This window comes from Paenibacillus sp. FSL R10-2199, from assembly GCF_038000235.1.
Classification (GTDB): Bacteria; Bacillota; Bacilli; order Paenibacillales; family Paenibacillaceae; genus Paenibacillus_AQ; species Paenibacillus_AQ phytohabitans.
This window is the reverse complement of the sequence record NZ_JBBOBO010000002.1, coordinates 1,026,413-1,040,279: the sequence shown is the minus strand read 5'-3', so window position 1 is coordinate 1,040,279 and position 13,867 is coordinate 1,026,413. Positions and strand designations below refer to the sequence as shown.

General features: G+C 45.5%; 9 protein-coding genes. 2 read left to right on the top strand and 7 right to left on the bottom strand.

The features are described from left to right. Positions 1 to 76: 76 nt before the first annotated feature. Positions 77 to 925, bottom strand: a complete 849-nt coding sequence (locus tag NYE33_RS32300) for a helix-turn-helix domain-containing protein (protein ID WP_341069397.1) — start codon at positions 923 to 925, stop codon at positions 77 to 79. A 139-nt stretch (positions 926 to 1,064) separates the two neighbouring features. Between NYE33_RS32300 and NYE33_RS32295 the strand changes: the two genes are divergently transcribed. After that, the gene (locus NYE33_RS32295) at positions 1,065 to 4,148 is read left to right on the top strand and encodes a glycoside hydrolase family 2 TIM barrel-domain containing protein (protein WP_341069395.1); all 3,084 of its coding nucleotides are present in this window, start codon (positions 1,065 to 1,067) and stop codon (positions 4,146 to 4,148) included. A 236-nt stretch (positions 4,149 to 4,384) separates the two neighbouring features. Here the strand turns inward: NYE33_RS32295 and NYE33_RS32290 are convergent, their stop codons facing one another. The 6 genes from NYE33_RS32290 to NYE33_RS32265 all read right to left on the bottom strand — a co-directional run bounded on the left by NYE33_RS32290 (position 4,385) and on the right by NYE33_RS32265 (position 11,234). Next, entirely contained in the window at positions 4,385 to 5,335 is a 951-nt protein-coding gene (locus NYE33_RS32290; RefSeq protein WP_042134586.1) for an NAD(P)H-dependent flavin oxidoreductase, read from the bottom strand. 428 nt (positions 5,336 to 5,763) lie between these two features. Continuing rightward, positions 5,764 to 6,774 carry a glycoside hydrolase family 130 protein gene (locus NYE33_RS32285; RefSeq protein WP_336102375.1) on the bottom strand — a complete coding sequence of 337 codons (1,011 nt, stop codon included), beginning with the start codon at positions 6,772 to 6,774 and terminating at the stop codon, positions 5,764 to 5,766. 34 nt (positions 6,775 to 6,808) lie between these two features. Continuing rightward, positions 6,809 to 7,762, bottom strand: coding sequence for an MTP-1 family protein (locus NYE33_RS32280; protein WP_341069392.1), 954 nt, complete (start codon positions 7,760 to 7,762; stop codon positions 6,809 to 6,811). A gap of 29 nt (positions 7,763 to 7,791) precedes the next feature. Then, a complete protein-coding gene (locus tag NYE33_RS32275; RefSeq protein WP_341069390.1) occupies positions 7,792 to 9,351 on the bottom strand; it encodes an extracellular solute-binding protein in 1,560 nt (519 codons plus the stop codon). 58 nt (positions 9,352 to 9,409) lie between these two features. Then, a complete protein-coding gene (locus NYE33_RS32270) occupies positions 9,410 to 10,282 on the bottom strand; it encodes a carbohydrate ABC transporter permease (RefSeq protein WP_341069388.1) in 873 nt (290 codons plus the stop codon). Between the two features lie 16 nt (positions 10,283 to 10,298). Further along, positions 10,299 to 11,234, bottom strand: coding sequence for an ABC transporter permease (locus tag NYE33_RS32265; RefSeq protein ID WP_341069385.1), 936 nt, complete (start codon positions 11,232 to 11,234; stop codon positions 10,299 to 10,301). Between the two features lie 223 nt (positions 11,235 to 11,457). Between NYE33_RS32265 and NYE33_RS32260 the strand changes: the two genes are divergently transcribed. Next, on the top strand, positions 11,458 to 13,782 hold the full coding sequence (locus NYE33_RS32260) for a helix-turn-helix domain-containing protein (RefSeq protein WP_341069382.1): 2,325 nt from the start codon (positions 11,458 to 11,460) through the stop codon (positions 13,780 to 13,782). Positions 13,783 to 13,867: the final 85 nt, after the last annotated feature.

Sequence of the window (13,867 nt, the reverse complement as noted above, 5' to 3'; positions counted from 1 at the left end):
CAAGGTAATATCCGTTAACAATAGAGCATTTATAAAGCAACTTGTCTGCGGATGAGTTGCTTTTTGTTTTTCAAACTTAATTTTGAACAGGTTTTGTTTTACGGATATATCGTCCTGGAGATACCCCTTCTGACTTCGTAAATTGTTTGGTGAATGAATATATATCCCCGTAACCAAGACTAACGGCTACGTGTTTGATGGGAAGTCCGGATAGCAGCATCATTTTGGCCTGTCTCATTAAATGTTCAGTGTGATAACGCTTAGGGGAAATCCCCGTAGTCTCTTTGAAAAATTTCCGGAAGTTCTCGTAGCCCATATTCACGGCAGATGCCACTTCCTGAATATCAAAGTGAATATCATTGGAGACACTAATCAGCTCGCAGGCTTTTGTTATTTTACTATCATTTTCATTGCTATGAGCATTATGAATGCTACTGTGTAATCTGATAATCAAATCCTGAGACTTCATTAGCAGGGAGGGAAGACTTTCATCTGTTGCACTTTTCAAGGCTTTCAGCAAGGAAACAAAATCAAAGAAAAAATCATTCGTATACAGTGTCGATTGGACTTCCTTATCGGAATTAATAATTCCAAGTGTCTTTAAGTATGAATAGACAGGATACCCGACACTGATATAAAACTCGATCCAATTCCCATCTGGTTCAATTACAGTAGAGTGCAAACGTTCAGGTAAACGTTGAACAAGATCACCTGCTTGCATAGGAGTAACGGTACCGTCCATCGAAATAAACGTTCCGCTGCCTTGCAAGACTACAAAACAGCTGTAATAGCCTATCTTAAAATCATATTGAGAACGCTCTGCTGATCTTTTCCGCATAAAGCCGCAAGATACAATACCCTGATTAAAATCTTTGCCGATACAGCGGTAGATTACATCATTTTCATTAATGTCTTCAAAATTCATGTATTCACACTCCTACCAAAATGGATAAATGAAATACCATAATCAACATTTAATATAAGGGATTTTCCTTATATTATAGGGGTGTCTACATTGAAAGATCAACCAATTAGAACAATGGACGGGAGTGTTATTTAAGCCGATGAAGCTAAGCAGAGATTGGGAAAATCAATATGTTACTCAAAAAAACCGTTATCCCATGCATGAGCCCTACGGAGTATACGAAACCGTTGAACAGGCTTTAAGCGGAGACCGGAGAAAGTCTAAATACGTAAAAAGCCTGAATGGAATGTGGAAGTTTAAATTGTTCGGATCTCCCGATGAAGTAACGGATGAATTCTATAGTCCTGAACATGATGTTTCCCATTGGGATAATATTCCGGTTCCTTCCAATTGGGAGCTTTCGGGGTATGGAAAACCTGTATACACCAATATGTTGTATCCCTTTGTTCAAAAAGGGGAGGGTTCAAGTCACGAAATTCAACTCAGGAATAATGAATACATTTTGAATCCGCCTCATGTGCCAGAGAGTAACCTTACCGGTTGTTACGTCCTTACGTTTGAAGTTGACGAACAGTTTAACGAAAGGGATATATTTATCGATTTTGGAGGTGTAGAATCGTGTTTTTATCTTTGGTTAAACGGCAGAATGGTTGGTTATTCTCAGGACAGTAAGCTTAACGCTTCTTTTGATATCACGGATTACATTCAAAAGGGACAAAACCGTATTGCGGTTCAGGTGATGCGGTTTGGAGCCGGTACTTATCTGGAGGATCAGGATTACTGGCATCTCTCGGGGATCTACCGAGATGTTCTCATTTATGCAAAACCACGTATGCGCATTCATGATTATAAGATCGAAACCCTCTTTTCAGGGAATTACAACAATGCCGAATTAAAAGTGACGGTTGCACCTAATAATCAAGTGAATGGTTATGGTGATGCCCATGTGCGGTTGTCCCTGTATGATAGCGAACAGAAATTGGTTACTGAGTTTGAAACGCCAAAGTTTGCGGATTGTGATTTCTACCTGCGAGAAAAATATGTAGCAAAGGTTACGAAAACCATTTCAAATCCTCAATTGTGGAGCGACGAGAGCCCTTATCTCTATAAATTAGTATTAGAAATGATTGATTTGTCTGGAAATGTAGTTGATATTGAGAGTGCGAATGTCGGCTTCCGTGAAGTGAAGATCGATCGAAAAGGGGTTCTGAGAATTAACGGGAAGCGTCTCATTATACGGGGAACCAATCTTCACGCCTTTTGTCCTGAATCAGGACGAGTCGTAACAACAGAATATATGCGCGAGCAAATCAAGGTCATGAAATCGCTGAATATCAATGCGGTAAGAACAAGTCACTATCCGCACGCAATCGAATGGTATGACCTGTGTGATGAACTGGGCATTTACCTGGTGGATGAAGCCAATATTGAAACACACGGTCTTGGCGGCCAGTTAAGCGCATCCCCCGAATGGACACATGCGTATATGGAACGGGCTACACGGATGGTTCTGAGAGATAAGAATCATCCATCCATTATTCTCTGGTCTCTGGGTAATGAATCCGGTTATGGAGCGAATCATGCTGCGATGTACGGCTGGATTAAGGAGTATGACAAAACAAGGTACGTTCAGTATGAGTCTCTGAATCCTCCGGCAAACATCTCCGATATTATGGCGCCTATGTATCCTCAGAAAGATTGGATCCTGGATGTCATGGCGGAAAGCGAAGATTTGCGTCCTTTTATTATGTGTGAATATGCGTACGCGAAAAGTAACAGTAACGGAAACTTTAAGGAATTTTGGGATCTCATTCATAAATTCCCGCGGTTTCAAGGAGGATTCATTTGGGATTTTCAGGATAAAGCGCTGGTTAAGCATGATAAAGACGGAAATAAAAAGTATGTCTATGGCGGGGCATTCCAGGAAGAAGTCACTGATCCTGCTCCTGATATGTGCCTGAATGGTATTGTTTTCCCTGATCTCACTCTCAAGCCGGCTGCGAATGAAATAAAAAATGTACAATCACCTATCCAAATGGATTACATGCCTGGGAATGATGGCTATCGAATTTATAATCATTACACGCATCGGGATTTAAGCCATTTGAATATGACTTGGGAGCTGGTTTGCGATGGCAATGTGATGGAAAGCGGTAGTTTGCCTAGATATCACACAGCACCCGGATCCGTTGATAAGCTTCAAGCGCCATACGATTCGTCTAAAGTCTCCGGGGAAGCTTTTCTTAATTTCTATGCTTATTTGGACGAGGACACCTTTTATTCTAAGAAGGGAACCTGTATTTATGCCTGCCAGATAGAGATTAAAGATTCTGTTAATAAAGTGCATACCGGAGATATTGAAAAGGATAGCTTGAAGTATGATGAAACAACAAATGAAATTCGTATATATAATGAAAATACAACGGTTCTTTTCTCGAAAGAAACGGCAGAGTTCATTTCTGTAAAATACAATCACAAGAATTATTTCACGGGAGGAACCAATAACTTCTATCGCCCTCCAACAGGAATTGATGGAGGTATTCATCTTGAATCGTCCAATTATGCAGATGAATGGAAAGCTCTCGGGCTCCATTCCAATGAGAAAGAAATCAAAAAGATTCGGGTATTTGCAGCACCGGCTGCTGTTATCATTCAAGTTCATGGTGTATATCATGGATGCATTGAAACCAAAACCAATTATACCGTCGGCGGCAAAGGTATAGAAATCACAAATACCGTTGTGAACAATGCCAAGGTCGACACCCTCCCGAGAATTGGGCTTAGCTTTAAGTTCTCTGATGCTTGGAAGAATATGAAATGGTACGGCCGCGGGCCATGGGAAAACTACGCGGATCGTAAATCTGCCGCATTCGTTGGAGTATATGAAAGCACTGTAGAACAGCAGCACGTACCCTATATCTTACCGGTAGAATGCGGTGGTAAGGAGGATGTCCGGTATTTATATTTGTCATCCCAAGAACAAGCAGTAAAAGTATCGGCAGCGGGACATTTCCATTTTGATATTCATGGGCACAGTATTGAGCAATATGACAACGCCGCCTATGAAGACGAGCTGGGAAATTCAGATTCTGTTTATCTTAATATTGATTACAAACATGCAGGTCTTGGCGGAGATACCGGCTGGACCAAAAATATTCACGATCCATATAAAATTAAGAAAGGTATCTATGTTTATACGGTAACTATAGAAATCATTTCTTAAAAATCGAAATAGAAGCATCCGCTGAAACCATTGTATAAACCAGACTAGAATGAAAGATCCACAGGCTTATCTCAAATAACCGGTATTCTAACTATGTAGGCAAAAAAAGCGCAGAAGCCGAATTCCGGTTTCTGTGCTTTTACTTAAGCTTAAGGGAGCAACGTGGAATTTCTCAAAACGAAATAGCTTAGAGGAAAATGAGATAAATATAAGGACTTATAAGATAGAGGTAATATTTATGCCCTTTGATACTCATTCATTAAATTGTCGATAATCTGCTGTACGGACAAAATCTCTTTAATCTCATGAACTCTGGACCCGGCAAAAACCAATCCGTTCTTAACATCTCCTCTAAGGGAAGTAAGCAGGGATTCCATTGTACAGAAGCGATGTGAACAAACCTTTAGACAATCATAGCATTTGGCTATCTTTAATTTGGCATCATTACTGATCCGGTCTGTAAATTCATTTCGAATCGCTCTTCCTTCCAGACCCACAGTAGACTTGATTAGGACAGTATCTCCTTGCTGAGCATCTACATACCTTTGCTTGAAGGCTAAGGGAGCATCACACTCGTGGCTTGCCACAAAACGGGTACCCATTTGAACACCGGAAGCGCCCATCCGAAGGGCTTTTGCGATATCATCCCCTGTCAGAATTCCACCCGCAGCAATAACCGGAATCGAAACGGCCTCTAAGACTTCAGGAAGGATATCAAACATGGGTCTGTCTGTACCTAAATGTCCCCCGGCCTCGAACCCTTCCACAACGACTGCGGAGGCACCAAGTCTTTCGGAAATTCGGGCTAATTTGGCGGATGAAACAATAGTTACGACAGGAGTACCATATTCTCTACCCCAAGCATATATATCTCTAGAAATTCCGGCTCCGGAAATAATAAAGTCAACCTTTTCCTCCAAAGCAACCTTCATTTTCTCGGCAAAGTCCTTCACTGCGAATAGTACATTCACACCGATATAGCCAATTCCTTTAGAGAGTTCTCTTGTTTTGCGAATATGCATTCTCAGCTCTTCAGCAGTGATCCCTGTACCAGAGATGGTGCCGATCCCGCCTGCATTGGCTACAGCAGCGGCTAGTCCACTTAAGGATATGCCTACACCCATTCCACCTTGAATAACAGGAACTCTCGATTTAATATGTCCGAATTGGATTGTTGGAAGTTTCAATTACACACCTCTTTCGCAAGTTGAAGGAATACGATATATCGTAACACAGTTAAGTCTTTCCTGGATGTGACTGTAAACATGCTCAAACTATGTTAAATATCATGTCTTTCCACTTGTGATACAATATTTTAAATTGAAGTATTGCTTGTTAATGATGATATTCAAAGGAGATTTAGAATGAAACGCTTTCGCTGGAGCATTGCAGTTTATTTCGGCTGCTCGCAGAAATTGAACTCCAAGCAGGTAATAGCGAAACTGCTATCACTCATGCCAGGGAAGCAGTAAGCGCTTCGAGAGGCGTCCAGCGTTATGTGTTACATAAGGAATACGAAAGAACGTTACCGCAAGCTGTTGAAGCATAGTTTGAAAAAACGGGTATCATCCTCATTCAAGGATGATACCCGCTTCTGTTAGTTAGGATGCCAGTCTCACTGTCCCAAACAAAGCCGGATCAGATCATCGACATGGGCGGTAGCCAGACATTCTACGGTGTCGGCGGCGCCGTAATAGATTTTGACTTCGCCATCGTCCTCCAGGATCATGCCGCCGGGGAAGATGACATTATTGCGGAAGCCTCCGTCTATTTCGTAGGGGGCTTCAGGTGCAAGCAGCGGCGAGGCACTCATCCCGAGAATCTTCTTCGGATTGTCCAGGTCAAGCAGCATAATACCTGCGGTATACTGCTTCTTCCAGGACGGCTCCCAGCCGTGCTTCCCTCTGGCGGGATCGATATCCACCGCATGGAAGGTGGTGAGCCAGCCTCGATCCGTCTTCACTGGCGGCGCTGCCGGACCGATCTTGTCATTGGCGAACGGTACCTGCTCTACCGCCAGCAGCAGATCAGAACGTCCCCAATAGATCAGATCCGGCGACTCCGAGATCCAGGTATCGAACCGGTCCTTGCCTCCGCGGCTGTATACGGTGAACGGCCGTTCCAGCCGCACATAGTTGCCGTTGATCTTCTCCGGGAACAGTACCATATTCCGCAGGTCCGGCGTAGACAAGCTCAATATTTCAAAGGATTCGAAGTCATCCGTGACTGCGACCCCTCCCCGGATACCATGACGTGTATCTACAGCGAAGCACATGTAGCAACGGCCGTCGATTACCGTCAGACGCGGATCGTAAGCGCGCACAACCTCTTCGTCATGCAGCTTGAATACCGGCTTGGGCCCTGCCGTCCAGTGAATGCCGTCTTCACTGAAGGCGATACCCAGATCCGTTGTATTAGTCGGTTCAAGGGTCTGCTTGTCGAGTGAGCCATAGTCATTACGGAATACCATCACATACCGGCCGCCGAACTTAACCACTCCTGCATTGAACACAAGTGCGGTGGGATAAGGGACCCGGGCCGCATCCAGCACAGGGTTGGCCGGATGACGGTGAATGAGCGGACTGGATGCCAAAGCTCCTATGATGGATGTATTTGTATTAGTCATCGTAGAATATCCTCCTTGGATTATGAACTGCGTGCTAGACAATGCTTCCATAGGGTGCGAACGGATAGTCGATCGTAATACGTCCGGCCTGGCAATCACCAACGCCGCTGTACAGATCAGCCTTGCCGTCCCCCCGCATCACGATCCCCGAAGAAAAGACGCAGTCCGTCAGATACGGTGTCTTGGCGGGTCCCGGCGGGTAGCAGGAACGGCTGCCAATCAGATGCAGGTCATGGGATTCCCGGGTGATGGGATCGAAGATAAAGGCCATATTCAAATATACCTTGATTTCCTGTCCGTTCTCATCCTTATGCTGATAACAAATATGGCCGATAATCCCGATCTTGCCGCTGTCCAGCAGATAAGCCTGATTGACGCCTCCCCATTCGCCTGCACCAAAAATACCATGAATGTAAGGTGCATTCTCAATGACGTCTGCAGTCAACTCTTCCAGCTTGTCAATAACGGTGAAGCCTATCATGGATTCGCTGCCGTATTGGCCTCTCATCTCGCTGCCCCGCGGGCGCGAGAAGACACCAATCCTGCCGTCCGCCAGAGCAACAAGGCGAATATCTTTCATTTTGTTAGGACCGGTAGTGAAGTAGTACAAATCGTGGAGGTCAGTCCCCCGGTAAAAATACCCGAAAAACGTGCTGTATTTTCCGCTTTGATACTGCACATGCGTTCCGCCCAGGACAAGCTCATCACCGATTTCACTGATAAACGGGTCCTCCAGCGTATAAATCATGCTATTATCTACCACGGTCCACTCATCGTGACCGGTCTCCTCGAAGAGGCGGACCCAGGAGCGGGCCCATTCTTCGCGGCGTTCTACCCGGCCGAACAAGTAACGTTTGCCATCCCGTTCAAAAGGAATCGAAATATTATAGACATCAAACCCTTCCACGTTTTTAAATGATAAGGTTGCGCTTTCATAAATGGTTTTTGACGCTTCAAATTCTATTTTTTGCTGATGCAGGCTCAACATTTCCCACTCCTTTATTGTATCAGCTCTTTTTATTGAAGAGAAGATTGATACTCCTGAAACTGTTTTTGGTATTCCGCAACTACCTTGTCCAGACCCGCTTTCTTCATTTTGTCCAGTGCTTCGGTGAAGGCTGTGTCGTAGTCCAGAACCCCCATATAGATCGGAGTAATGCTGGCTGAAGCCTCCGAGAGAATATTAGTATATTCGGTTCTCACATTCGTTGGATCAAAAATAAAGTTGGCCGCAATACTATTGACCGCTTTGGGATTTGGCTCAAATAAGACTTTGTTATTGTCAGGAATACTATTCTCCAGGTCAAAGCGCATAAAGTTCACATTCCCGTTCTGCGAATCGGAGCCCCTGTACCTTGGATTGTTATTGTTATTCGGATCTTTGATCGGCTTGAGGCCCTTTTCGCCATCTTTGGTGTAGTGCTCACCCTCTATGCCATATTGAACCAGATCATAATTGTCCTGACTGGCCAGCATCCAATCCATGAATTTCACGGCTGCCTCCGGATGTTTGCTGTTCGCCGGTACGGCATTTCCGTTCTTGAAGGAGAGGGGACGCAGATATTCTTTCTCCGGGTTAAACCATACCACTCCGATATCGTCTACTGTAGCTTTGGGATTGTATTTCTGGAGCCCGTTCAAGCTTCCGCCGGTTCCCAGGCGTACGAACCACTCCCCGCTGTCGAGCTGAGCATCTACCTGCTCCTGCTTCATAACTAAGATATCAGGATTCGTAATTTCCTTGGTGTACAGCTCGCGCATGAAGGCGGCATCCTTCTTGAATTCTTCCGTCTCAATCCAGGATTTGACCTCACCGTTCTGATTGACATAAAAGAACTTATCCTTAACGGTGAACGGGAAGCTGTCATAACTCCGGTGTAAGATAGAGGTATGCAGGGATATCGGGTCAAAATCGGCCCGGGTGCCGAGATAAGGCTTGTTTTTGCCCTTCCAGTTCTTCATCACAATCTCCCAGGTGCTAATCAATTCAGCCGGAGTTGTCGGCTCTTTCAGATTGTTCTCGCGGAGAATGTCGCGGCGGATATTGAATTGCCCCTCGCTAGCCATTTCAACCCAGTAGGAGGGGACGATATAATATTTTCCGCCGATGGTTGCCCCGTTGAATATATCCTCCGGGATATGCTTTTTCAGGTTTGCTCCATATTTTTCAATTTCCTCTGAGATATCTGCCAGCGCCCCCCGGGTATAGTAGTTGGAGAACGGAGTGCGGTCCTGCATGACATGGAACAGATCGAACTCTTCACCGGTGGACAGCATCAGGTTCAGCTTCTGGTTCCACGCATCCCAGGGGATGAAGATTTTCTCCACTTCAACGCCGACACCATCTGCAGCCAGCTTCTCATTGACTTTTTCGAACACCTTTTGGTAATCTTTGGGCTCGGTGCCGGGAACCACGTATTTGATCCGGACGACCTCAGAAGTATTATTATTGTCCGACTTCGGGGATGAAGCATTATTCTCCCCGTTTGCAGCCGGGCTGTCGGACGCCTTGCCGCACCCGATCAGTGTAGAAAGGGCAAGCACCACAGCACATAGAATGGCGTAATGTTTTTTCATGAATAATATAGACCTCCTCTTTTTATGCCTTATTTATGTTAACCCCTAAGGGATGACATCAGCCTTTAACTGAACCTATAACCAGACCTTTCACGAAGTACTTTTGCAGATACGGGTAGAGGAAGATGATCGGTCCGATCGTCACGATGGCTGTCGCCATCTTGACCGACTCCGAAGGAAGCGTAACGTCGCTTGTTCCGGCCAGCATGGCCATCTCGTTCAGCATACTGATCTCCGATTGCATCTGCAGAAGCATAAATTGCAGCGGATACAAATCTTTGGTGTCAATCAGCATGATCGCATTCCACCAGTTGTTCCAATAATCCAGTCCATAGAAGAGGGCAATCGTCGCGAGTACCGGCTTACATAACGGAAGGTAAATCCTAAAAGCAATCACAATATCACTCGCTCCGTCTATGGTGGCTGATTCCCGCAGCGAGTCGGGAATTCCGTTCATGAAGTTACGTACAAGGAAGAGGTTGAACGGGCTGAACAGGAGCGATGGAATAATCAGGGCCAAGATATTATTGGTTAATCCGAGCGACCGGTTCATCAGATACCAGGGCACAATCCCGGCTGTGAAAATCATGGTGATAAAGAAGTAAAGGGCCAGCAGATTGCGGTTTTTCACATTTTTGTTCGCTAGTGTATAGCCTGCCATAGAAGTAATCAGAATAGCCAGCGTGGTACCGACGACCGTGACAAAGATAGAAATTCCGTAGCTCTGAATGACTTGGGAGCCGCCCGTGAAGATCAGCTTATAGGCATATAGAGAGAATTTCTCCGGAAAGAGGCTGTAGCCGTTCTTAAGAATAGCATCCTCATCCGTGATAGAGATCATCAGCACGAGCAGCATCGGAAGCAGGCAAAGCGCCGAATACACCGCAGTCAGCGTGTACATGACCGTCTTGCTGATTGACAATTTTTTCATAGTTACTCCTCCGGATTTAGTATAATGCGCCATCTTTGAAGAACCTGCGGGTAATGGCATTTGTCCCAAAGACAAGGATGAATCCGATGACCGACTGGAAAAGTCCAACAGCCATGGCTTCGGAGGGGTCGCCAATCTGCCGCAGGGACCGGAATACATACGTATCAATGATATCCGTGGTCGAATATAGGGTGCCGTTGTCACCAATGAGCGCATAGATCATCCCGAAATCGCCGTACATAATTTTGCCGACAGAGAGCATCGTCAGGATAATAACCGTGGGCATCATCAGCGGAAGCGTAATCCGAAAACACATCTGCAGGCGGTTAGCCCCGTCAATCTCGGCTGCTTCATACAACGTCTCGTCGATACCGGTAATGGTCGCCAAGTAGATAATGGCACTCATTCCGGCCCCCTTCCACACATGCATGACGGTAAGAATCGCCGGCCAGGACTGTGCCTCGGTATACCAGTTCACTGAGGACATGCCGAGCTGGTTCAGCGTTTTGTTCACAATTCCCATATCCATTGAGAAGAGCGCATACAGCACATAGCTAATGACGATCCATGAGATGAAATTCGGGAATAACATCAGGGATTGACTGATCTTCACAAACAGCTTCTTGCGCAGTTCGTTTAGAACCAGTGAAATGGCCAGTGCCATCAGCGTACCAAAAATAATAAAGAGTAAATTGAGGTAAATGGTGTTAAAGGTGACCGTAAGCGCTTTGTTGGACCGGAAGAAAAACTCAAAGTTTTTGAATCCCACCCATTCGCTATGAAATATTCCCTTGGTATAATTAAAACGCTGGAAAGCAATGACCATATAAGGATACGTCATATAGCCGAAAATAAACGTGTAGGCCATTGCCGGCAAAACCAACAAATAGGATGTACCATTCCTGCGGATGTCAGAAAAAATGCCTAATCCCGGACGCCGTTTTTTTCTCAATTCCTGTTCCCCCCATTTGTTATAAATGACGATTGCCTTGATTCCAGATTAGCCATCGCATCACAAAGTGTCTATTTCAAAACCAGGATAACGCTTTCAAATTCAAATTCAAGGCTTTCAAAAAAACGGAATGGCTTTCATTTTGGCCTGATTCAGTACCTTTTCGGCCCAAAATGTACTATAGTTTAGAAATGATAACGAGCAGTGTTGGGAGGAATTCAGCATGCGGACAACCATCAACCGGCTTGTTCGATACAAGGCATTTCAAAAGCTCACCATCTCATATTTCCTTCTCGTTCTTCTGACCGTAAGCCTGCTATCCGGTGTACTTTTCTCCCTGTTCTCCAGAAGTGCCATAAAGGAGATAGAACGTAATTCCCGGGCGATGTTATCCCAGGTTACCTACGCCTCCGATGTAGTCTATAATCAGGTCATCACTATAGGAAATACACTGCTTATTCAACCGGAAATCCTGTCATTTCTGAATGAGACGGTGGAGGACAAGGTAAGCAATTATCATATTTTTCAGCAGATCGAACAAATTACAAATGTGAACCCATATATACACAGTATCGGAATACATCGGCCTTCTACAGGAACTACCATTGATACAGCCGGGCTTCCGTTTGATTCTTCTCTTACCACCCTTAGCGCGAAGCAGTATATGGAGTTCAATCCGCGCAGTCTGAAAGCCCCGGGCCGCAACAACGGGAAGTCATTACAGTTCCTGACCTTCTTGCTGTACCCGAATTTCTCACCCCGGACCACAGGCAATCCGCTGATCTATATCAATGTGGAGGAGCAGTCGATTTTGACGACCATCCGCAAGATTAGCAACGCGGACGCCGCTAATAATGTTTTTGTAATCAATAATGAAGGTAAGGTGCTGTCTCATACCGATTCCAACCTGTTTCTGGAGGATTTATCCGAAGAGGAGTATGTGCGGAAGATATTAATCGAGAACCATAAGGAGAGCAGCTTCACCACAACGATTTCAGACCAAAGGAATCTGGTCACTTATGTGAAGTCAGAGGAACTGGACTGGTATTTTGTAAGCGTTTCACCGTATTCCGAGCTCATCTCTAACATTGACCAGCTCCGGGGGATTACGCTGCTGGTTACAGCCGGAATTGTACTCGCAGGTCTATTGCTCTCTGTCCTTTTGACCTCCAACATGAATAGACCCTTATCGGCACTGCTCGAAAAAGTCATGCCTAACCCGGCCAATCCGGCATCCGGTTTGGCGCCTATTGATGAATACAAGCTGATGACCGAGGTGTTCCAGTCCTATCATGAACGTGAGAAGTCGATGCAGTTTGTAATTACCCACTCGTCCCGGACCGTCCGGGAGCATTACCTGCATGCCTTGCTGCGGGGTCATTCACTGGAGTACTCGGTTTCGAACGAAATTATTAAGGATATCGGCGAGGAGGTAGCAGGGCCTTATTTTGGCGTTCTGGTATTCAAAATCAATGAGCTTGAACCACTAGGGGAGGGGATAGAGGGGAAACAGCAGTCCTTGCTGCGGTTCGCACTTGGGAATATCGCAAAAGAGATGCTGGAGCATATCGGCCCATGTGATGTTCTCATTATGGGAGGAAGTGAAGCTGTTGCCATCCTTCAATACACGGACAATCAGCTCCCGGAAGAACTGGGGCCTGCCTTGCGCAATATTCAAAGCTTCCTGAATCGCTACTTCAAGGTGACGGTATCTATAGGGATAGGAGATATATCCTGTGGAAAGGGGAATATTCCGTCCTCGTACACTTCTGCACAGCAGTATGTGAAATACCGGCTCATCTATGGGAAGGAAGCGATTCTGGATGCTATAGCGACACGCCGCCATGTGTTGACAGCCTTGAGTTACCCCAGCGCCTACGAGAAGAAGCTGATTGATGCTGTACAGGACGGCAAGCCGGAACCAATGGTTAGCGCAATCGAAGAATTTATAGATAAAATATCCAGCGGTTCCGTTCATCAGGTTATCACCTTTAGCACTCAACTCATGTTGTCTTTGCTTAAACATTTTGACTATTTACAGCATGTGCCGGAATCTAATTTCAATGATTACCTGCAAGCAATAACCGATATTGAACGGGCTGAAGATCTGACGGAGATCCGTAACCTATTCAACCGCTATTGCAGCACCATCTGCACATTAATTGAAGACAAGAATCACTGGCTGAACGCTCAAAAGCATAATATCCTCATCGAAAAAGCACAGAATTACATTCATGAACATTATGCCGAGCCTAACATCTCCCTCGATCTGGTGTCGAGCATCGCCGGACTGTCGCCCAGCTATCTGGGGAAACTGTTCAAAGGAGCGACCCGGCAATCCTTCAGTGAATACTTGAACAACACCCGGCTGGAAAAGGCAAAGGATCTGCTTGCTTCTACCTCTGAGACTGCGGCCAGGATCAGTGAAGCGGTAGGGATATACAACATCACTTACTTCTCCACCTTGTTCAAGAAAAAGTACGGGCTGACACCTTCGGCGTTCCGGGAACAGGAGGCGATGAAGAGCACTATGAGTGATGAGGAGTGATATAAAAAACATCTGCTCTTCAGCAGATGTATCTTCACTTGTTTACGGCTGCTCCGCATATCTCCACCAGGCAAAGGTTCCGGCT